Origin of the sequence: Variovorax sp. V116 (genome assembly GCF_041154435.1) — a bacterium.
Classification (GTDB): domain Bacteria; phylum Pseudomonadota; class Gammaproteobacteria; order Burkholderiales; family Burkholderiaceae_C; genus Variovorax; species Variovorax paradoxus.
This window is the reverse complement of the sequence record NZ_AP028661.1, coordinates 2,233,623-2,254,655: the sequence shown is the minus strand read 5'-3', so window position 1 is coordinate 2,254,655 and position 21,033 is coordinate 2,233,623. Positions and strand designations below refer to the sequence as shown.

The following is a 21,033-nucleotide window of genomic DNA, read 5'->3' as shown; positions in this document are numbered from 1 at the left end:
TGGCGCCGGTAAAATTCAAGGCAACCGGAAAGCGTAGCGCAAGTCCGGTTGCCAGCGAAGCTTTCATCCCAAAGGACTTTCTCCATGTCTATGTTCACCGCGGTCGAAATGGCACCGCGCGACCCGATCCTCGGCCTCAACGAGCAGTTTGCAGCCGACACCAACCCCAACAAGGTCAACCTCGGCGTCGGCGTCTACTACGACGACAACGGCAAGCTGCCGCTTTTGCAGTGCGTGCAGGCCGCCGAACAGAACATGATGAAGGCGCCCACGGCGCGCGGCTACCTGCCGATCGACGGCATCGTGGCGTATGACAACGCGGTCAAGGGCCTGGTCTTCGGCGCCGACAGCGAGCCGGTGCAATCGGGCCGCGTGGCCACCATCCAGGCCATCGGCGGCACCGGCGGCCTGAAGGTCGGCGCCGACTTCCTCAAGAAGCTCAACCCCAAGGCCAAGGTGCTGATCAGCGACCCGAGCTGGGAAAACCACCGCGCCCTGTTCACCAATGCGGGCTTCGAGGTCGAAAGCTACCCCTACTACGACGCCGCCAAGCGCGGCGTCAACTTCGACGGCATGCTGGCCGCCCTGAACGCGGCGCCGGCCGGCACCGTCGTGGTGCTGCACGCCTGCTGCCACAACCCGACCGGCTACGACATCACGCCCGAGCAGTGGGACCAGGTCGTGGCCGCGGTCAAGGCCAAGGGCCTGGTGCCCTTCCTCGACATGGCCTACCAGGGCTTCGGCTACGGCCTGAAGGAAGACGGTGCGGCGGTCGCCAAGTTCGTCGACGCGGGCCTGACCTTCTTCGTCTCGACCTCGTTCTCGAAGAGCTTCAGCCTCTACGGCGAGCGCGTGGGTGCCCTGTCGGTGCTGTGCGAGAACAAGGAAGAAGCCGGCCGCGTGCTGTCGCAGCTCAAGATCGCGATCCGCACCAACTACAGCAACCCGCCGATCCACGGCGGCGCCGTGGTGGCCGCAGTGCTCGGCAACCCCGAGCTGCGCGCCCTGTGGGAAAAGGAACTCGGCGAAATGCGCGTGCGCATCAAGGCCATGCGCCAGAAGCTGGTCGACGGCCTCAAGGCCGCTGGCGTGAAGGAAGACATGAGCTTCATCACCACGCAGATCGGCATGTTCAGCTACTCGGGCCTCAGCAAGGACCAGATGGTGCGCCTGCGCAACGAGTTCGGCGTGTACGGCACCGACACCGGCCGCATGTGCGTGGCCGCGCTCAACAGCAAGAACATCGACTACGTCTGCGCGTCGATCGCCAAGGTCATCTAGCCGTCAGCAGGATGTGAGGGAATCCGCGTTTTGCGATTCCTTCACATTCGTGGCTTAAAAACGGCCCTTTCGGCAGGGCCGATGTAGGGGTTAGGCCCCCTGCAAGTCAGCGAATGCGCTGATATATTGCATTGCAACATTCCACTCCAAGACCAGCGATGCTCTATCAACTCTACGAAGCCCAGCGTTCCCTCATGGAGCCGTTTTCGGACTTCGCGCAAGCGGCGTCCAAGCTTTATGGCCAAGGCGCGGTGTGGGGCCAGCTGCCCATGGCCCAGCGCATGGCGGCGGGCTACGACTTGCTCTACCGCCTCGGCAAGGACTACGAGAAGCCCGAGTTCAACATCAAGTCCGTCAAGGTCGAGGGCGAGGACGTGGTCATCCAGGAGGCCGTCGAGCTCGACAAGCCCTTCTGCGAGCTGCGCCGCTTCAAGCGCTTCACCGACGAACCGCACATCCTCAAGACGCTCAAGAGCCAGCCCGTGGTGCTGATCGTGGCGCCGCTGTCGGGCCACTACGCCACGCTGCTGCGCGACACCGTGCGCACCATGCTGCAGGACCACAAGGTCTACATCACCGACTGGAAGAACGCGCGCCTCGTGCCCATGTCGGAGGGCGAGTTCCACCTCGACGACTACGTCAACTACGTGCAGGAGTTCATCCGCCGCCTGCAGGCCGAGTACGGCAACTGCCACGTGGTGAGCGTGTGCCAGCCGACCGTGCCGGTGCTGGCGGCCGTGTCGCTGATGGCCAGCCGCGGCGAGCCGCTGCCCCTCACGATGACGATGATGGGCGGGCCGATCGACGCGCGCAAGTCGCCCACCGCGGTGAACAACCTCGCGATGAACAAGAGCTTCGAATGGTTCGAGAACAACGTGATCTACCGCGTGCCGCAGGGCTTCCCGGGTGAAGGCCGCCGCGTGTACCCGGGCTTCCTGCAGCACACGGGCTTCGTGGCCATGAACCCCGATCGCCACGCCTCGAGCCACTACGACTACTTCAAGGACCTCATCAAGGGCGACGACGCAAGCGCCGAGGCCCACCGCAAGTTCTACGACGAGTACAACGCCGTGCTCGACATGGACGCCGACTACTACCTGGACACCATCCGCACCGTGTTCCAGGAATTCGAACTCGTGAACGGCACCTGGGACGTCAAGAACCCCAAGGGCCAGATCGAGCGCGTGCGCCCGCAGGACATCCATTCGACCGCCCTGCTGACCGTCGAGGGCGAGCTCGACGACATCTCAGGCTCGGGCCAGACCGAGGCCGCGCACAGCCTGTGCACCGGCATTGCCGATTCGCACCGCGAGCACTACGAAGTCAAGGGCGCCGGCCACTACGGCATCTTCAGCGGCCGCCGCTGGCGCGAACTGGTCTATCCCAAGGTGCAAAAGTTCATCGCGGCCCATGACCAGCCCCAGCGCCGCGCCGGCGCACGCGAAAGCCTGCCGGCCGAAGACCGCATCAAGCCGGGCCGGAGCACGGCGGCCGTTGCAGCCACCAAGAGCACCGCAGCCAGGAAAGCCGTGGCGGCCGCCCCCGCCAAGAAGCCCGCGGCACGCAGGAAGTGAACGGGCTGGCCGCACGCATCCACGATGCACTGCCGCAGACGCAGTGCACACGTTGCGGCTACCCCGATTGCGCCGGCTACGCGCAAGCCCTGGCCGACGGCCAGGCCGGCATCAACCAGTGCCCGCCCGGCGGTGCCGAAGGCGTGGCCAGGCTGGCGCGGCTCACCGGCCGCGAGCCGCTCCCGCTCGATCCGCAGTTCGGCACCGAAGGCCCGCGCGCGATGGCGGTCATCGACGAAGCCTGGTGCATCGGCTGCACGCTCTGCCTCGATGCCTGCCCCACCGATGCCATCGTGGGCATCAACAAGCGCATGCACACCGTGATCGAAGCGCACTGCACGGGCTGCGAGCTCTGCATTCCGGTGTGCCCTGTCGATTGCATCTCGCTCGAGGTCGAGACGCCGGGCCGCAGCGGCTGGCAGGCCTGGTCGCAGGCGCAGGCCGAGGCCGCATTGCGGCGCTACAAGCTGCACGCAGAGCACCGCCGCGCAAACGACAAGCGCAAGAGCGGGCAAGAAGCGCCCGCGGTCGCAGAGCCGCAGGCCGCCGACACGCGCAAGCGCTCCATCGTCGAAGCCGCGCTGGCGCGCGCGCGCGCCGCCTCGCAACAGCAACAACGCCCACCCACTGCCAAGCCATGACCCTCGACACGCTGCTGATCTACCTCGTCGCTTCGCTCGCGCTGGCCGTCATTCCCGGCCCGACGATGCTGCTGGCGCTCTCCAACGGCATCGACGGCGGCATGCGCCGCGCGAGCTGGGGCATTGCCGGCGCGTCGCTCGGGAGCATCACGCTGATCGCGGTGGTTGCGCTCGGGCTCGGTTCGTTGCTCGCCGCATCGGAACTGCTCTTCAACGCGATCCGGGTGGCGGGTGTCGCCTACCTGGTCTGGCTCGGCGTCAAGCTGTGGCGCAGCGAAGGGGCCGACCTTGGCGCCGCGCTGGCCAAATCCGCCATCGAAGTTCGCCCGCATGGCCGCGTCGCGCTCATGCGCAGCCTGCTCGTGGCGCTGTCGAATCCCAAGACCGTGCTGTTCTTCGCGGCCTTTTTGCCGCAGTTCATCGACATCACAAGGCCGCAAGGCACGCAGTACCTGCTGCTCGGCTCGATCTTCGTGGCGCTCGACACCTGCGTGATGCTGGCCTATGCGGCCGCCGGAACGCAGGCCGTGCGCTGGCTCTCGCGCCGCGGCCTCAAGGCGCTGAACCGCAGCTGCGCGGCTGGCATGTGGCTGCTGGCCGCCACGCTGGCCTTCTGGCGCCGCCCGGGCACCTGAACGGCACGAGCTTCAGCTCTCTTTCGCCTTCTGCGGGCGCTTGAAGAGCAGCAGCAGAACACCGGCCAGCACCACGGCCACCGCGTACCACTCGAAGCGCGTCACGGTCTCGTTGGCAACCCACACGCCCAGCAGCATCGCAATCACCGGATTGACGAAGGTGTAGCTCGCGGCCAGGGCGGCGGGCGCCCTTGCGAGCAGCACCATGTAGGCGTTGAACGCGATCAGCGAGCCGAACACCACGAGGTACAGCCAGGCAGCTGCCGCCTCGGGCTGCGGTGGCCACACCAGCTGTTCACCCGACAGCACCGAGAGCACCAGCAGCACCACGCCGCCGCAGATCATTTCGCTCGCGAAACCCATCGCGCCGGGCGCGAGCGGCAGGCTGCGCTGGCTCAGCACGCTGCCCATCGACCAGCAGATGCAGGCAATGGAAATTGCCGCCAGGCCTGCTGGCGACGACTGGAAGCCGCTGCCCTGCGTCAGCATCAGCACGCCGATGAGCCCGAGCGCAATGCCCGCCGCCTCCAGCCGCGTCGGCTTCACGCCCCAGATCAGGTTGAGCAGCGCAATCAGCAGCGGCACCACCGCGATGAAGGCCACCACCAGCCCGGAGCCGATCGACACCTCGGCATGGGCCGTGCCGCCCATGCCGCCACCCAGCATCAGCGTGCCGACCACGAGGGCATTGCGCCACTGCAGGCGCGAAGGCCAGGCCGCGCCGCGCCAGCGCATCCAGGCGGCGAGCAGCACGCCCGCGAACAGGAAGCGCGAGCCCATCTGCAGGAACGGCGCAAAGCTGATCAGCGCGTACTTGATCGCGAGATAGGTCGAGCCCCAGACCACCCAGGTGGCGGCCAGGCAGAGCCACAGCAGCGGCGGCAGTGCGGTGCGCGCGGGACCGGACGCGGCTTGGGCGGGGGATGCGAGAGTGGGCATGTCGGTGTTGTCTTGTTGGTATGGAAACGCCGTCCATGGTATGAAAGCAATCTTCTCGCAACCATGCACATCTCATGGTTCTTTGCGTTTCATACCGTCGATTTGAAGGAGTTGCATGGACTTCAGCTTGAACCCCGCGCTGGACGCGCATGACACCCGCATCCTGGCCGAACTGCAGGCCGATGCGCGGCTCACCATGGCCGAGCTCGGCCGCCGCGTGCACCTGAGCCAGCCGGCCGTGACGGAGCGCGTGAAAAAGCTCGAGGCGGCGGGCGTGATCAGCGGCTACCGCGCGACCGTGAACCTCGGCAAGCTCGGCTATGGCATCCGCGCGATCATCCGCGTGGGCCGCGCCGACTATGCGCGCGTGGTGGAACTGGTGCAGCAGACGCCCGAATGCGTCAATGCCTACAACGTGACCGGCGACGACAGCTGGATCCTGGAGATCGCGGTCATCGACGTGAGCCACCTCGATGCGGTGGTCACCAAGTTCTGCATCCTCACCGAAACCGCCACCTCGATCATCCTGAACCCGGCGCGCGAGCACCAGCCGATGCTGCCGCCTCAACGCTCGGACGTGAAGCCGCCTATCAGGAAGGTGCTCAACGCGTAGCGGCCAGCGCGCTGAAGGCGCTCACCACCTCGGGCGGCGCCTGCACCATCTCGATCAGCACGCCCTCGCCCGCGATCGGAAACTCGTCGTTCGCCTTCGGGTGCAGAAAGCAGATGTCGAAGCCGGCGGCGCCCTTGCGGATGCCGCCGGGCGCAAAGCGCACGCCCTGCGCAGTGAGCCACTCGACGGCCCTGGGCAGGTCGTCGATCCACAGGCCCACGTGGTTGAGCGGCGTGGCGTGCACGGCCGGCTTCTTCTCGGGGTCGAGCGGCTGCATCAGGTCGACCTCGACCTTGAACGGCCCACTGCCCATCGAACAGATGTCTTCGTCGACGTTCTCGCGCTCGCTCTTGAAGGTGCCCGTGACCTCGAGCCCCAGCATATCGACCCAGAGCTTCTGCAGGCGCAGCTTGTCGGGGCCGCCGATGGCGATCTGCTGGATGCCCAGCACCTTGAAGGGGCGTGCGGCGGCGGTGATCATGCGGCGCAACCTTCGGGCTGCTCCTGCACCTGCCGCGCATTGAGGCCGAGCTTGCGCAGCAGCACCGTGTCGGCTTCGACGTCGGGGTTACCGGTGACGAGCAGCTTGTCGCCGTAGAAGATCGAATTCGCGCCGGCCATGAAGCACAGCGCCTGCACCGCATCGCCCATCTGCTGGCGGCCCGCCGAGAGCCGCACGCGTGCGGTCGGCATCGTGATGCGCGCGACCGCGATCATGCGCACGAAGTCGAAGGGATCGACCGGTTCCGAATCGGCCAGCGGCGTGCCGGGCACGCGCACCAGGCTGTTGATCGGCACCGACTCCGGGTACGGATCCAGGTTGGCCAGCTGCGCGATCAGTCCCGCGCGGTGCACCGGCTGCTCGCCCATGCCGACGATGCCGCCGCAGCACACGCTGATGCCGGCGCTGCGCACATGGGCCAGCGTGTCGAGCCGGTCCTGGTAGGTGCGCGTGTCGACCACGTCGGTGTAGTACTCGGGCGCGGTATCGAGGTTGTGGTTGTAGTAGTCCAGGCCCGCGGCCTTGAGCTGGTGCGCGTGGTGCGGCTCCAGCATGCCGAGCGTGGCGCAGGTCTGCAGGCCCAGCCCCTTCACGGCCTCGACCAGCACGGCCACCTTCTCGACGTCGCGGTCCTTCGGCGCGCGCCATGCGGCGCCCATGCAGAAGCGCGTGGCGCCGGCGTCCTTGGCGGCCTGCGCGGCGCGCACCACCTCGTCGACTTCCATGAGCTTCTGCGCCTTCACGCCGGTGTCGAACTCGGCCGACTGCGGGCAGTAGCCGCAGTTCTCGGGGCAGCCGCCGGTCTTGACCGAGAGCAGCGTCGCCAGCTCGATGTCGCCTTCCGGGAAATGCTGGCGGTGCACCGTCTGCGCCTCGAACAGCAGGTCCATCAGCGGCTTGTCGAGCAGGGCCTGAATCGCTTCGACCGTCCAGGGGCCTTGCGGCGCCACGGCCTTGGCGGGCCGGTGCAGCGTGATCGTTGTTTGCAAGTCGTTGGCACCCATCAGTTGAACTCCAGAATGATTTGATCGACGGCGAGCGATTCGCCCTTGCCCGCCGAAATCTTGCCGACCACGCCGTCCTGCGTGGCGAACAATACGTTTTCCATCTTCATGGCCTCGATCACGGCCAGCTTCTCGCCGGCGCGCACCTGCTGACCCGGCTGCACCGACACCTCGACCAGGAGGCCCGGCATTGGCGACATCAGGAACCTGCTCAGGTCCGGCGGCGCCTTGTAGGGCATCAGTTCGAGCAGGCGCGCACCCAGGGGCGACAGCACCATCGCCTCGATCTGCGTGCCGTCGTGGGACACGCGCAGCGCCAGCGGGTTCTTGCCGGCACCGCGCTCGACCTGCGCGGTGAAGGGCCGGTCGTTGACCATGCCCTGCACGCGAATGGCGCCGAGCGCAAAGCCGCTGTCGATCTTGTAGCTCTTGCCGCCCACGGCCACGGCGCTGGCGCCGGTCTTGCCATGGAAGTCGGTGACCGACACCGGATGGTGCACATGCCTGCCCTCCGGCCCCAGCTCCACCACCACGAACTGCTCGCCCACCTTCACGCCGTGGCCTTCGAGCTGTCCGCTGATGCCGGAGGCCCGCGCGCGATAGCGGCGGTGCACATAGGCCGCAAGCGCAATCAGGAAAGCCGGATCGGCGTGCGGCACGTCTTCCGCATGGAAGCCCTTGCCGTAGTGCTCGGCGATGAAGCCGGTGTTGAAATCACCCGCCACGAACTTCGGATGCGCGAGCAGCGCGGCCTGGAACGGGATGTTGCTGCTGATGCCGCGGATCACGAAGCCGTTGAGCGCCTCGCGCATGCGGGCAATCGCATGCTGGCGATCCTTGCCGTGCACGATGAGCTTGGCGATCATCGAGTCGTAGTACATCGGGATCTCGCCGCCGTCGTACACGCCGGTGTCCACGCGCACGCCGTTCAGGCGCTCGGTGTCGGCCGCGAACATGGTCTCGCCCGGCGGCTGGAACTTCACGAGGCGGCCGGTCGAAGGCAGGAAATTGCGGAACGGGTCCTCGGCATTGATGCGGCACTCGATGGCCCAGCCGTTGCGCTTGACCTGTTCCTGCGTGAGCGGCAGTTCCTCGCCGGCCGCCACGCGGATCATCAGCTCGACAAGATCGAGCCCCGTGATGCATTCGGTCACCGGGTGCTCCACCTGCAGCCGCGTGTTCATCTCCAGAAAGTAGAAGCTCTGGTCCTTGCCGACCACGAACTCCACCGTGCCCGCGCTCTGGTACTTCACGGCCTTGGCCAACTGCACCGCCTGCTCGCCCATCGCACGGCGCGTGGCGTCGCTGATGAACGGCGAAGGCGCCTCCTCGATCACCTTCTGGTGGCGGCGCTGGATCGAGCATTCGCGCTCGTTCAGGTAGATGACGTTGCCGTGCGAATCGCCCAGCACCTGGATCTCGATGTGGCGCGGCTCCTCGACGAACTTCTCGATGAACACGCGGTCGTCGCCGAAGCTGCTCAGTGCCTCGTTGCGGCACGAGGTGAAGCCCTCGAAGGCCTCCTTGTCGTTGTAGGCCACGCGCAGGCCCTTGCCGCCGCCGCCGGCCGAGGCCTTGATCATCACCGGGTAGCCGATGTCCTTGGCGATCTCGACCGCGCGCTCGGCCGTCTCGATGGCGTCGTTCCAGCCCGGGATGGTGTTGACCTTGGCCTCGTTCGCGAGCTTCTTGGAGGCGATCTTGTCGCCCATGGCCGCGATCGAATAGTGCTTGGGTCCGATGAAGGCAATGCCCTCTTCCTCGACCTTGCGCGCGAAGGCCTCGTTCTCCGACAGGAAGCCGTAGCCCGGGTGCACCGCCTCGGCGCCCGTCTGCTTGCAGGCCGCGATGATGCGGTCCGCTTGCAGGTAGCTCTCACGGCTGGGCGCGGCACCGATGTGCACGGCCTCGTCGGCCAGCTCGACGTGGCGGGCCTCCTTGTCGGCGTCGGAGTAGACCGCGACGGTGAGGATGCCCATCTTCTTCGCGGTCTGGATCACACGGCAGGCGATTTCGCCGCGGTTGGCGATCAGTATCTTCTTGAACATGTTCTTCTTCTCCGTGCCGCTCACAGTGGGATGTTTCCGTGCTTGCGCCACGGGTTCTCGAGCTTCTTCTCGCGCAGCATCACGAGCGAGCGGCAGATGCGCTTGCGCGTCTCGTGCGGCAGGATCACGTCGTCGATGTAGCCGCGCGCGCCCGCCACGTATGGGTTGGCGAACCGCGCCTTGTATTCCGCTTCGCGGGCGGCGAGTTTCTCGGGGTCGTTCTTGTCCTCTCGGAAGATGATTTCCACCGCGCCCTTGGCGCCCATCACCGCGATCTCGGCACGCGGCCAGGCCAGGTTGACGTCGCCGCGCAGGTGCTTGGAGGCCATCACGTCGTAGGCGCCGCCGTAGGCCTTGCGCGTGATGACGGTGATCTTGGGCACCGTGCACTCCGCATAGGCGTAGAGCAGCTTGGCGCCGTGCTTGATGATGCCGCCGTACTCCTGCCCCGTGCCGGGCATGAAGCCGGGCACGTCGACAAAAGTGACCACCGGAATGTTGAAGGCGTCGCAAAAGCGCACGAAGCGCGCGGCCTTGATGCTGCTCTTGATGTCCAGGCAGCCCGCGAGCACCAGCGGCTGGTTGGCCACGATGCCGATGGTCTGGCCTTCCATGCGCGCGAAGCCGATCACGATGTTCTTGGCGTAGTCGGGCTGCAGCTCGAAGAAGTCGCCATCGTCCACCACCTTGAGGATCAGCTCCTTGATGTCGTAGGGCTTGTTGGGATTGTCTGGCACCAGCGTGTCGAGCGAGTAGTCGGGCCGGTCGGCCGGATCGCCCTGGCCGTTGTTGCCCAGGCGCACCGGCGGCTTCTCGCGGTTGTTGAGCGGCAGGTAGTTGTAGAGGCGGCGCAGCATCATGAGCGCCTCGACGTCGTTCTCGAACGCCATGTCGGCCACGCCGCTGCGCGTGGTGTGGGTGACGGCGCCGCCGAGCTCTTCGGCCGTGACGCTCTCGTGCGTCACGGTCTTCACCACCTCGGGGCCGGTGACGAACATGTAGCTGCTGTCCTTCACCATGAAGATGAAGTCGGTCATGGCGGGCGAGTACACCGCGCCGCCCGCGCAGGGGCCCATGATCATGCTGATCTGCGGCACCACGCCGGAGGCCATCACGTTGCGCTGGAACACGTCGGCATAGCCGCCGAGCGACGCCACGCCTTCCTGGATGCGCGCGCCGCCCGAATCGTTGAGGCCGATGACCGGCGCGCCGACCTTCATGGCCTGGTCCATCACCTTGCAGATTTTTTCGGCATGCGCTTCGCTGAGCGCACCGCCAAAGACCGTGAAGTCCTGGCTGAACACGAACACGAGGCGGCCGTTGATCATCCCGTAGCCCGTGACCACGCCGTCGCCCGGGATCTTCTGCTCGGCCATGCCGAAATCGACCGAGCGGTGCTCGACGAACATGTCCCATTCTTCAAAAGTGCCGTCGTCGAGCAGCAGCTCGATGCGCTCGCGCGCCGTGAGCTTGCCCTTGGCGTGCTGCGCGTCGATGCGCTTCTGCCCGCCGCCCAGGCGCGCCTGGGCGCGGCGCTTTTCGAGTTGTTCGATCAGTTCTTGCATGGTGTGCTTCCGAAGCTGTGGTCCTGAATTTGGTGTGGGGTCATGGCCTGGCGGTGATGGCGGCCGCCGCAAGCAGCTGGCGCGCCGCCGTCGATGCGGGCAGCGCGCCCTCCGCCACCTGGCGCGTGAGCTGCGGCAGCAATTCGCGCACCTGCGCGTGCTGCCTGAAAGCCTGCTTGAGCCCGGCGTCGATGCGCTCCCACATCCACGCGGTGGCCTGCTTTTCGCGGCGCCTGGCGAGCTTGCCGTTGGCGCTCTGCAGCTGCCTGAACTGCGTGACGGCATCCCAGAAGGCGTCGACGCCCGTGCCGGCCAATGCGCTCAGCTGCAGCACCTGGGGCAGCCAGAAGCGCACCTCTGCGCCGCTGTGCGCGTCGTGCACGGCATGCGCATGGTCCGGGTTGCCCTGGTGGCCGAAAAGGCGCAGCGCCGAGGTGATCTGGGCCTGCGCGCGCGTCGCGGCATCCTTGTCGATGTCGGCCTTGTTGATGACGACGAGGTCGGCCAGTTCCATCACGCCCTTCTTGATGGCCTGCAGGTCGTCGCCCGCATTGGGCAGCTGCATCAGCACGAACATGTCGGTCATGCCGGCCACGGCGGTTTCGCTCTGGCCCACGCCCACGGTCTCGACGATCACGATGTCGTAGCCTGCGGCCTCGCACACCAGCATGGCCTCGCGCGTCTTCTCGGCCACGCCGCCGAGCGTGCCGCTCGAGGGGCTGGGGCGGATGTAGGCGCGCTCGTGCACCGAGAGCCGCTCCATGCGCGTCTTGTCGCCGAGGATGGAGCCGCCCGAGACAGTGGAGGAAGGATCGATGGTGAGCACCGCCACGCGGTGGCCCTTGCCGATCAGCAGCAGGCCCAGCGCCTCGATGAAAGTCGACTTGCCGACGCCCGGCACGCCGGAGATGCCGAGGCGAAACGAATGGCCGGTGCGCGGCAGCAGCGCGGTGAGCAGTTCGTCGGCCTGCGCGCGGTGGTCGGCGCGGGTCGATTCGAGCAGCGTGATGGCCTTGGCAATCGCGCGGCGCTGCGCCATGCCGCCTGATTCGGCAATCGCGCGCTCCAGTGCAGCCGCCGGCTTGTTCAGCACGCGTCCTCCGGGGACGACACGCGCCAGCGGTAGTGCAGGTCGACGCCCTCTTCGCCTTCGAGCACGAAGCCGTGCCGCAGGTAGAAGCGGTTGGCATCGCTCTGCACGAGCGCGGTGAGCTTGATGTCCATCCGCTGTTCGCGCGCCTGCGACTTGGCCCACTCGAGCACCCACTCGCCGATGCCCAGGCCCTGGAAGCCGGTGCGCAGGTAGAGGTGGTCGAGCCGCAGCGCATCCGCGCCCTCGGGCTTGAGCGTGACGAAGCCGATGCGCAGCTCGCTGTCGAGCACGATGTGGTGCATGAAGGGCACGACGAAACCGGCCTGCAGCCGCTCGCGCGAGCGCGCCGGGTCGAAGCGCCCCACGCGCTCCAGGCTGGGGCGCATCGCATCGACGCGCAGGGCCAGCATGGCCTCGAAATCGCTGGATTCAACCGGCTGCAGCGACAGCCGCGACAAGAGATCGCCCACGCTCTGCTTCTCAGGCCGAAACCGCCGCGCGGATCTGCTCCAGCACGTCCTTGGCGCTGGCCGGGATGGGCGTGCCCGGACCGTAGATGCCCTTGACGCCGGCTTCGTAGAGAAAGTCGTAGTCCTGCCGCGGAATCACGCCGCCGACGAACACGATGATGTCGTCGGCGCCCTGCTTCTTGAGCTCGTTGATGATGGCGGGCACAAGCGTCTTGTGGCCGGCCGCGAGCGTGCTCACGCCGACGGCATGCACGTCGTTCTCGATGGCCTGCCGCGCGCATTCCTCGGGCGTCTGGAACAGCGGCCCCATGTCCACGTCGAAGCCCAGGTCGGCGAACGCGGTGGCCACCACCTTGGCGCCACGGTCGTGCCCGTCCTGGCCCAGCTTGGAGATCATCACGCGCGGGCGGCGGCCCTGTTCCTCGGCGAAGGCGTTGATTTCGGTCTTGAGGGTTTCCCAGCCTTCGGCCGAGTCATAGGCAGCTGCGTACACACCGGTCACCTTTTGCGTGTCGGCCCGATGGCGGCCGAATGATTTTTCGAGGGCGTCGGAAATCTCGCCGACCGTGGCGCGCGCGCGCACCGCGTCGATGCTCAGCGCCAGCAGGTTGCCGGTGCCGTTTTCGGCAGCCTCGGTGAGCGCATCGAGCGCCGCCTGCACCTTCGCAGTGTCGCGCGAGGCGCGGATCTTCTGCAGCCGCGCCACCTGCTGGTCGCGCACCATCACGTTGTCGATGGAGAGGCTGTCGATCGCGTCTTCGTTCTTGAGCTTGTACTTGTTGACGCCGACGATCACGTCCTTGCCCGAATCGATGCGCGCCTGCTTCTCGGCGGCGGCGGCCTCGATCTTGAGCTTGGCCCAACCGCTGTCCACGGCCTTGGTCATGCCGCCCATCGCCTCGACCTCCTCGATGATGGCCCAGGCCGCGTCGGCCATGTCCTGCGTGAGCTTCTCCATCATGTAGCTGCCAGCCCAGGGGTCGACCACATTCGTGATGTGCGTCTCTTCCTGGATGATGAGCTGCGTGTTGCGCGCGATGCGGGCGCTGAACTCGGTAGGCAGCGCAATCGCTTCGTCGAGCGCGTTGGTGTGCAGGCTCTGCGTGCCGCCGAACACCGCGGCCATGGCCTCGATGGTGGTGCGCACGATGTTGTTGTACGGGTCCTGCTCGGTCAGGCTCCAGCCCGAGGTCTGGCAGTGCGTGCGCAGCATCAGGCTCTTGGGGTTCTTGGGGTTGAACTCCTTCATGATGCGGCACCACAAGAGGCGCGCGGCGCGCATCTTGGCCACTTCGAGATAGAAGTTCATGCCAATGGCCCAGAAGAAGCTCAGGCGCCCGGCAAAGCCGTCGACATCGAGCCCCTTGGCCAGCGCGGTCTTCACGTACTCCTTGCCGTCGGCCAGCGTGAAGGCCAGCTCCAGCGCCTGGTTGGCGCCGGCTTCCTGCATGTGGTAGCCGCTGATCGAGATCGAGTTGAACTTGGGCATCTTCTGCGCCGTGTACTCGATGATGTCGCCGATGATCCGCATGCTCGGCGCGGGCGGGAAGATGTAGGTGTTGCGGACCATGAACTCCTTGAGGATGTCGTTCTGGATGGTTCCGCTCAACTGGTCCTGGCTCACGCCCTGCTCTTCGGCCGCGACCACGTAGCCCGCGAGCACCGGCAGCACGGCGCCGTTCATGGTCATGGACACGCTCACCTTGTCGAGCGGGATCTGGTCGAACAGGATCTTCATGTCCTCGACCGAATCGATGGCCACGCCGGCCTTGCCGACGTCGCCGGTCACGCGCGGATGGTCGCTGTCGTAGCCGCGGTGGGTGGCCAGGTCGAAGGCCACGCTCACGCCCTGCCCGCCGGCGGCCAGCGCCTTGCGGTAGAAAGCGTTCGATTCCTCGGCGGTCGAGAAGCCCGCGTACTGGCGGATGGTCCAGGGGCGCACCGCGTACATGGTGGCCTGCGGGCCGCGCAGGTAGGGCTCGAAGCCGGGCAGCGTGTCGGTGTACTTGAGGCCCTGCAGGTCGGCCGCGGTATAGAGCGGCTTCACGGTGATGCCGTCCGGCGTGAGCCAGTTGAGCGCGCCCAGGTCGCCGCCCGGTGCCGACTTGGCGGCGGCCTTGGCCCAGTCGTCGAGGTTGGCCGGCTTGAAGGTGGGTTCGGGTTTGCTGCTCATGAGGGGCTTTTCGCAGTGTCTTGCAGGGTAGTCGCAAATTCGCCTGCAAGGGATTTGCAAGCCGGCCGCGAGTCTAACCGATCCGTAATTATTAATTCAAACCCGTTTTTGCGGTACAGTCCGCCCCATGTCCGCCCTCACCCTCACCCCGCGCGCCCTCTATGAAGAGGTGGCCGAACTGCTGCGCCAGCGGATCTTCCGCCGCGAGCTCGAGCCGGGCAGCTGGATCGACGAACTCAAGCTGGCCGAGGAATACGGCATCAGCCGCACGCCGCTGCGCGAAGCCCTGAAGGTGCTGGCCGCCGAAGGCCTGGTGACCATGAAGGTGCGGCGCGGCGCCTACGTCACCGAGGTGTCCGAGCAGGACCTGGCGGACGTCTACCACCTGCTCTCGCTGCTGGAAAGCGATGCGGCCGGCGTGGTGGCCGAGCGCGCGAGCGAGGCCCAGCGCGCGGAGCTCAAGGCGCTGCATGCCGAACTCGAAGCGGCAGGCGCCCCCGGCAAGGAAGACCGCGAGCATTTCTTCGCGGTCAACGAGCGCTTCCACATGTGCCTTCTGGCCATTGCGAACAACAAGTGGCGCGACCAGATGGTGGCCGACCTGCGCAAGGTGATGAAGCTCAACCGGCACAACTCGCTGCTGAAGGCGGGGCGCATCGCGGAATCGCTCGCGGAGCACCGGTCGGTGATGGCGGCCATCGAGGCACGGGATGCCGCGGCGGCGATGGCGCGGATGCGCGAGCATTTCACGAACGGCCTGGAAGCCGCGAACTGAGTTCTCCCCCAGTCTTCGCGCACTTCGTGTCGCTCCGCCAACCCCCTTCCGGGGGCAACACCAGAGGACCGGCAAAGCCGGATCCCCGGTGTTTCACGAAGGGAGCCGTGGCAGCGGCGGGGATCAGTCGGTGCTGACGGTGCCGGCTTCCTGGGAGATCCGCTGGGCGGTTTCGAGGAGCCTGGGGGCGACGCGGCCGAGCATGACGTCCTTGGGCAGCAGGTAGGCGGGGCCGCCGCAGCTCACGCCGTAGCGCTCGCCGCGCGGGCCCTTGAGCGCAAAGCCCAGGGCATGGATGTGCGGATGCCACTCGCCGAACGAGCTGCAATAGCCCAGGCGCGCGTATTCATCGAGCCCGGCCATCAGGCGCGGTTCGATCGAGGGCCAGTTCTCGCCGCTCTCCAGGCGGATCTGCTCCAGCACTTCGGCCCGCTCGGCGGCGGGTAGCGCGCCCAGGTAGGCGCGGCCCGCGGCCGAGGTGGCAATGGTCATGCGCGAGCCCACTTCGATGCGCGAACTGATCAGCGCGGAGCGGGGGCGCAGCGAATCGATGATGAGCATGTCGAGCTCGTCGCGCACGCCCATGTGGACACTGGCGCCGGCAAATTCGGACAGCTCTGAAAGATGCGGCCGGGCCACCGTCCGCAGGTCGAAGTGGCGCAGGTAGCGGCTGCTCATGTCGAGCAGCGCGGGCCCGAGGCTGAAGCGGTCGCTGTCCTGCGACTGCTTCAGGTAGCCCGCGGCCACCAGCGTGGCCGTGAGGCGGGACACGGTGGCCTTGGGGATGCCGGTGGTTTCGGCCAGGTCGCGATTGCTGATGGGTGCGGCTGCCATTCCGATGACCTTGAGCAAGGCCAGCCCCCTGGCAAGCGCGCTGACTTCTTCTTTGCCGCCAATCGCGTCATTCATGTATCCAAACCCTTTTTTTTAGATGTTCGTTCATTCTTCAGCAAAAAGCGGTTGACGTGACGGCGCTCGGGAATCATTATTTCGAAACAATGTTCCATTTATACAGAAATTCGAGACATTCCGCTGGCGGCTCAACCGCCCTTCTTCCCTCGCGAGACCGGCGCCTGCTGCTGTTGGCGGGAAGCGGCTTGGCGCTGTCCGGCTTTGCGGCCGCCGCCCCGGCGGCGACCGCGGGCGACGCGGGCGGCTACCCCAAGGGGCCCGTCAAGCTCATCGTCCCCTTTGCGCCCGGCGGGCCGACCGACACAGTGGCGCGCCTGATCTCGCTCAAGCTGCAGGAGATGTGGGGCCAGCCGGTGCTCGTCGACTACAAGCCGGGGGCCGGCACGGCCATTGGCGTCGACTTCGTCGCCAAGGCGCCGGCCGACGGGCTGACCTTCGGCATGGTGAATTCGTCCTTTGCGGTCAATCCGTCGCTGCGCAAGAGCCTTCCGTACGACACGGTGAAAGACCTCGCGGGCATCACGCAGATCGCCAACCTGCAGCTCGCGATCGTCGCGCGGCCCGATGCGCCCTTCGGCACGCTGGCCGAGCTCATCGCCTACGCGAAGAAGAACCCGGGCAAGCTCAGCTACGGCACGCCCGGCGCCGGCAGCACCACGCACCTGGGCGCCGAGCTGCTCAAGCGCGAGGCGGGCTTCGACATGCTGCACGCGCCTTCAAGGGCAGCGCGCCGGCGCACACCGAACTGCTGGGTGGGCGGCTCGACCTCGTGTTCGACCCTTTTCTTTCGGTGCTGCCATACGTCAAGGCGGGCCGGATGAAGATGATCGCCACGCTCGGCGAGAAGCGGATTCCGGGCTACGGCTATCCGACCGTGGCCGAGACCCTGCCGGGATTCCACGTGAGCGCCCTGCTCGGCTTCGTCGCGCCGCGCGCCACGCCGCCTGCGGTGGTCGCGAAGATCCAGGCCGACACCGCCAAAGTGCTGCACGACCCCGAGATGCGCCGCCGCGTCGAGGAACAGGGCATGGACGTGGTGGCTTCCACCCCCGCGCAGTTCGACGCCTTCGTCCAGAGCGAGATGAAGCGCTGGTCGCGCGTGATCGCCGAAGCCGGCATCCAGGCCGAATAGGCATCGCCATTTTCCATCCTCATTGGCAAGACCCATGTCCTCCCTCGAACTCACCCCCCTGCACCCGCTCTTCGCCGCCGAGGCGCGCGGCATCGACATCACGCAGCCGCTCTCGCCTTCCGAGGTGAAGCAGATCAACGCGGCCATGAACCGCTATGCCGTGCTGGTGTGGCGCGGACAGCCGCTCACGGGCCAGCAGCAGATCGATTTCGCGAAGTCGTTCGGCCCGCTCGACCTGGGCCTGAAGAAGGTCTTCAAGCGCCCCGAGCGGCTGGAGGACGAACGGCTCATCGACATCTCCAACGTCGATGCAGAAGGCAAGGTGGCGCGCCGCGATTCGCCCAAGAACCTGTCGAATTTTGCCAACCAGCTCTGGCACAGCGACAGCTCCTTCCAGAACCCGCGCGCCGCCTATTCGATGCTGCATGCACTGGTGCTGCCGAGCTGGGGCGGCAACACCGAGTTCGCGGATCTTCGCGCCGCCTATGACGCCCTGCCCGAGCGCACCCGCTCGGAGATCGAAGGCCTGTGCGCCGAGCACTATGCGCTGCACACCCGCATCCTGCTGGGCGACGAGGCCTATACCGACGACCAGAAGAAAGCCATTCCACCCGCCGTGTGGCCGCTGGCGCAGACGCACCCGGGCTCGGGGCGCAAGCTGCTGTTCGTGGGCGTGCATGCACGCGAGATCATCGGCTGGCCGGTCGCCGAGGGCCGCATGTTCCTGTCCGATCTGCTCGAGCATGCAACGCGCCGCGAATTCGTCTACACGCACGAATGGCAGGTGGGCGACCTCGTGATGTGGGACAACCGCAGCACCCTGCACCGCGGCCGGCGCTACGACATCGGCGAGCGCCGCGAGCTGCGCCGCACCACCATCGAGGACGTGCCCGAGGCCACGCTGATGGCAGCCTGAGGCCGCGCGGCTTCAGGCCTCTTGCGCCGCGGGTTCGTGCGCCAGCGCCATCACCTCGTGCGGCGGACGCGCCTTGAGGCGATGGTCGCTCCAGACCTGGCGCCAGCGGCGCGCGCCGGGCAGGCCGTTGCGCAGGCCCAGCATGTGGCGCGCAATCGACGACCACTGCGTGCCATGTTCGGCCGCCTCGCGGACCATGTAGTCGCACATCAGCGCCTCGACGTCCTCGCGCGTGAGCGGCTGCGGCGCGGCGCCGTAGAACTCCGCGTCCCACTCGGCCAGCCACCAGGGGTTGTGATAGGCCTCGCGGCCGACCATCACGCCGTCGAGCAGCCGCAGGTGCTCGTGCACCTGCGCGTTGGCCGAGATGCCGCCATTGATCGAGAAATCCAGCTCCGGAAATTCGTGCTTCAGGCGGTGCACGAGCTCGTAGCGCAGCGGCGGAATCTCGCGGTTCTGCTTCGGGCTCAGGCCCTGCAGCCAGGCGTTGCGCGCATGCACGATGAAGCCCCGGCAGCCGGCCTCGCTCACCGCACCGACAAAGTCGCGCACGAACTCGTAGCTCTCGATCTTGTCGATGCCGATGCGGTGCTTGACCGTGACCGGCAGGCGGGTGGCGTCGACCATGGCCTTCACGCAATCGGCCACCAGCGCCGGCTCGGCCATCAGGCAGGCACCGAAGGCGCCGCGCTGCACCCGCTCGCTGGGACAGCCGCAGTTGAGGTTGATCTCGTCGTAGCCCCACTCCTCGCCGAGCCTGGCGCAATGCGCGAGATCGGCCGGCTCGCTGCCGCCCAGTTGCAGGGCCACGGGATGCTCTTCCTCGTTGAAGCGCAGGTGCCGCGGGACGTCGCCATGCACCAGCGCGCCGGTCGTGACCATCTCCGTATAGAGCAGCGCGTGGCGCGACATCAGGCGATGGAAGTAACGGCAATGGCGGTCCGTCCAATCCATCATGGGAGCGACGGAAACGACTTTTTCTTTCAAATTCAACAGCTTGGCGCTTTCGTTCATACAGATGGCCTTCAGCTGTAGTTTCTCATGCAGCGGCCGCCCGAGCGCGGTTCACCGCCCCATCAGCCGCCGCGCGATGTAGCTCGCGGCATCCACCAGCGCGACCAGCACGATCATGGCCAGCAGCACCGCGCTGGTCTCGCGCATCTGGAACAGGCCCAGGTGGAAGGCCAGCATCTGGCCCAGTCCGCCGGCGCCGACCACGCCCAGCACGGCCGCGGCGCGGATGTTGTTCTCCCACCGGTAGAGCGCATAGCTCATCAGTTGCGGCAGCACCTGCGGCAGCGTCGCATAGAGGAACACCCGCCCTTCCGGCACGCCGCGCACGCGCAGCGCAAAGGCGGGGCCCTGGGCCGCGTTCTCGATGCTTTCGGCGAACAGGCGGCCCAGCACGCCGGAGGTGTGCACCGCCAGCGCCAGCGTGCCCGCGAAAGGCCCGAGGCCGGCCGCTATCAGCAGCAGCGCGGCCCACATCAGTTCCGGCACGCTGCGCAGGGCGTTGAGCAGCAGCCGCGTGGGGCCGCGCCAGCGCGCCGGGTCGCCGGCGTGCAGCTTGCTCGCGGGCAGCGCGAGCAGCAGGCCGGCCACCACGGCCAGCAAGGTGCCGACCACCGACATCGCCAGCGTCTCGAGCGCGGCCGGCAGCAGCTTCTGCAGGAAGGCCGCACCAAGGGCCGGCTTGGCGAGCTCGCCGGCGAAGCGGCCCATGCGGGCCAGCGAATCGATCGAGAAGAAGCGCGCCCACTGCAGGTCGAGCGACCAGAAGCTCGCGACCACCAGCGCCGCCAAGGCAGCGACCATCCAGCAGGCGCGGCAGCGCGCATCGAACAGCGGCGGCGGCAGCCGGTAGACCTCGTTGGCGGCGGATGGTTGCGGTTCGGTCTTGGGCATGGCGAGGAGGCTCTCAGGCCAGGGCGCGCCGCAGCCAGGCGCTCAGCCGGTCGGTGGCCGCGACCAGCAGCACGAACACCAGCAGCATGGTGCTGACCTCGGCGCCGTTGAACATCTTCATCGACGCATCCATCTGCTGGCCGAGCCCGCCCGCGCCCACGAAGCCGAGCACCGCGGACGAGCGGATGGCGCACTCCCAACGATAGACGGTGTAGCTGGTGAGCTCGGCCGCGTTCTGCGGCAGCAGGCCGTAGAAAAAGGCCTGGATGCGGCCGGCGCCGTTGCGCAGCAGCGTCTCGGTCGGATGGGCATCGCCGCTTTCCAAAATCTCGCCGTAGACCTTGCCCAGCATGCCGGCATAGGTGAGCGCGATGGCCAGCACGCCGGCCGTGACGCCCAGCCCGACCACGCGCACGAACACCAGCGCCCAGATGAGTTCCGGCACGCTGCGCAGCACGATGAGCAGGCCGCGCACCGAAAAGCGCAGCACCGCCGGCAGCGCCGCCATGCGGCCGGCCAGGCCGGAGATGGAGAGCGAGCGCACCGACAGCAGCGTGAGCGGAACCGCCAGCACCATGGCCAGCGTGAGCCCGGCCGTGGCAATGGCCACCGTGCGCCAGGTTTCCCGCGCCACCAGCGCCAGGAACTCCGCGTCCATGCGCGGCGGCACGAAGCCGGCCAGAAATTGCAGCGCCGGCTCCATGCCGCCAGGCGCCAGCAGCAGCCAGGGCTTGAATTCGGTCAGCACGAGCATGGGCCACAGCACCACGGCCGCGGCCAGCAGCCAGAACACGCGGTGCGCCCAGGCGGGGTCGCGCTCGGCCGGTGTTGTGCGTGACGGGACGGCGGCCATGC

The 21,033-nt window shown here is 67.2% G+C and carries 19 protein-coding genes and 1 pseudogene; 8 read left to right on the top strand and 12 right to left on the bottom strand.

The window, feature by feature from the left end; genetic code table 11:
• Positions 1-84: 84 nt before the first annotated feature.
• The 4 genes from ACAM58_RS10630 (at position 85) to ACAM58_RS10615 (ending at position 4,131) form a co-directional block, all read left to right on the top strand.
• On the top strand, positions 85-1,281 hold the full coding sequence (locus tag ACAM58_RS10630) for an amino acid aminotransferase (RefSeq protein ID WP_012747259.1): 1,197 nt from the start codon (positions 85-87) through the stop codon (positions 1,279-1,281).
• Between the two features lie 158 nt (positions 1,282-1,439).
• Entirely contained in the window at positions 1,440-2,855 is a 1,416-nt protein-coding gene (locus ACAM58_RS10625; RefSeq protein WP_018902820.1) for a polyhydroxyalkanoate depolymerase, read from the top strand.
• Positions 2,852-3,496, top strand: a complete 645-nt coding sequence (locus ACAM58_RS10620; protein WP_012747257.1) for an RnfABCDGE type electron transport complex subunit B — start codon at positions 2,852-2,854, stop codon at positions 3,494-3,496. Before ACAM58_RS10625 ends, ACAM58_RS10620 begins: the two co-directional genes overlap by 4 nt.
• Positions 3,493-4,131 (top strand): LysE family translocator, encoded by a 639-nt coding sequence (locus ACAM58_RS10615; RefSeq protein ID WP_018902821.1) that lies wholly within the window; start codon positions 3,493-3,495, stop codon positions 4,129-4,131. Before ACAM58_RS10620 ends, ACAM58_RS10615 begins: the two co-directional genes overlap by 4 nt.
• Positions 4,132-4,143: 12 nt before the next feature.
• Here ACAM58_RS10615 and yedA read toward each other — a convergent pair whose 3' ends face one another.
• Complete coding sequence (yedA, locus tag ACAM58_RS10610) at positions 4,144-5,070, bottom strand: drug/metabolite exporter YedA (RefSeq protein ID WP_018902822.1); 927 nt, start codon at positions 5,068-5,070, stop codon at positions 4,144-4,146.
• 115 nt (positions 5,071-5,185) lie between these two features.
• On the opposite strand from yedA, the gene ACAM58_RS10605 reads away from it, so the two are divergent.
• Positions 5,186-5,683 carry an Lrp/AsnC family transcriptional regulator gene (locus ACAM58_RS10605; RefSeq protein WP_012747254.1) on the top strand — a complete coding sequence of 166 codons (498 nt, stop codon included), beginning with the start codon at positions 5,186-5,188 and terminating at the stop codon, positions 5,681-5,683.
• Here the strand turns inward: ACAM58_RS10605 and ACAM58_RS10600 are convergent.
• From ACAM58_RS10600 to scpA, 7 genes are read right to left on the bottom strand one after another with little or no spacing between them, the layout of a single operon-like run.
• Positions 5,673-6,164, bottom strand: a complete 492-nt coding sequence (locus ACAM58_RS10600; RefSeq protein WP_038106567.1) for a VOC family protein — start codon at positions 6,162-6,164, stop codon at positions 5,673-5,675. The genes ACAM58_RS10605 and ACAM58_RS10600 overlap by 11 nt on opposite strands.
• Positions 6,161-7,189, bottom strand: coding sequence for a biotin synthase BioB (bioB, locus tag ACAM58_RS10595; RefSeq protein WP_018902824.1), 1,029 nt, complete (start codon positions 7,187-7,189; stop codon positions 6,161-6,163). The genes ACAM58_RS10600 and bioB overlap by 4 nt, the downstream gene beginning before the upstream one ends.
• The gene (gene accC / locus ACAM58_RS10590) at positions 7,189-9,237 is read right to left on the bottom strand and encodes an acetyl-CoA carboxylase biotin carboxylase subunit (RefSeq protein ID WP_026283787.1); all 2,049 of its coding nucleotides are present in this window, start codon (positions 9,235-9,237) and stop codon (positions 7,189-7,191) included. The genes bioB and accC overlap by 1 nt, the downstream gene beginning before the upstream one ends.
• Before the next feature lie 20 nt (positions 9,238-9,257).
• The gene (locus tag ACAM58_RS10585; RefSeq protein WP_007828159.1) at positions 9,258-10,802 is read right to left on the bottom strand and encodes an acyl-CoA carboxylase subunit beta; all 1,545 of its coding nucleotides are present in this window, start codon (positions 10,800-10,802) and stop codon (positions 9,258-9,260) included.
• Positions 10,803-10,842: 40 nt separating this feature from the next.
• Positions 10,843-11,895 (bottom strand): methylmalonyl Co-A mutase-associated GTPase MeaB, encoded by a 1,053-nt coding sequence (meaB, locus tag ACAM58_RS10580; protein WP_018902826.1) that lies wholly within the window; start codon positions 11,893-11,895, stop codon positions 10,843-10,845.
• The gene (locus ACAM58_RS10575; RefSeq protein ID WP_018902827.1) at positions 11,889-12,365 is read right to left on the bottom strand and encodes a GNAT family N-acetyltransferase; all 477 of its coding nucleotides are present in this window, start codon (positions 12,363-12,365) and stop codon (positions 11,889-11,891) included. Before ACAM58_RS10575 ends, meaB begins: the two co-directional genes overlap by 7 nt.
• A 10-nt stretch (positions 12,366-12,375) precedes the next feature.
• Complete coding sequence (gene scpA, locus ACAM58_RS10570; RefSeq protein ID WP_018902828.1) at positions 12,376-14,538, bottom strand: methylmalonyl-CoA mutase; 2,163 nt, start codon at positions 14,536-14,538, stop codon at positions 12,376-12,378.
• Positions 14,539-14,665: 127 nt separating this feature from the next.
• Here scpA and ACAM58_RS10565 point away from each other — a divergent pair, with 127 nt between their 5' ends.
• A complete protein-coding gene (locus ACAM58_RS10565) occupies positions 14,666-15,313 on the top strand; it encodes a GntR family transcriptional regulator (protein WP_012747247.1) in 648 nt (215 codons plus the stop codon).
• Positions 15,314-15,436: 123 nt separating this feature from the next.
• Here ACAM58_RS10565 and ACAM58_RS10560 read toward each other — a convergent pair whose 3' ends face one another.
• Positions 15,437-16,222: an IclR family transcriptional regulator gene (locus ACAM58_RS10560; protein WP_018902829.1), complete on the bottom strand. Its 786-nt coding sequence runs from the start codon at positions 16,220-16,222 to the stop codon at positions 15,437-15,439.
• Between the two features lie 89 nt (positions 16,223-16,311).
• Here ACAM58_RS10560 and ACAM58_RS10555 point away from each other — a divergent pair.
• A pseudogene (locus tag ACAM58_RS10555) lies at positions 16,312-17,357 on the top strand (tripartite tricarboxylate transporter substrate binding protein).
• Positions 17,358-17,391: 34 nt separating this feature from the next.
• Entirely contained in the window at positions 17,392-18,273 is an 882-nt protein-coding gene (locus tag ACAM58_RS10550) for a TauD/TfdA family dioxygenase (RefSeq protein ID WP_018902831.1), read from the top strand.
• A 12-nt stretch (positions 18,274-18,285) separates the two neighbouring features.
• Here the strand turns inward: ACAM58_RS10550 and dusA are convergent, their stop codons facing one another.
• The 3 genes from dusA to ACAM58_RS10535 are packed head-to-tail and all read right to left on the bottom strand — an operon-like array spanning position 18,286 to position 21,031.
• Entirely contained in the window at positions 18,286-19,287 is a 1,002-nt protein-coding gene (gene dusA, locus ACAM58_RS10545) for a tRNA dihydrouridine(20/20a) synthase DusA (RefSeq protein ID WP_018902832.1), read from the bottom strand.
• Positions 19,288-19,338: 51 nt separating this feature from the next.
• Positions 19,339-20,178, bottom strand: a complete 840-nt coding sequence (gene phnE / locus ACAM58_RS10540) for a phosphonate ABC transporter, permease protein PhnE (RefSeq protein ID WP_018902833.1) — start codon at positions 20,176-20,178, stop codon at positions 19,339-19,341.
• Between the two features lie 13 nt (positions 20,179-20,191).
• A complete protein-coding gene (locus ACAM58_RS10535) occupies positions 20,192-21,031 on the bottom strand; it encodes an ABC transporter permease (protein WP_012747187.1) in 840 nt (279 codons plus the stop codon).
• Between the last annotated feature and the right edge of the window lie 2 nt (positions 21,032-21,033).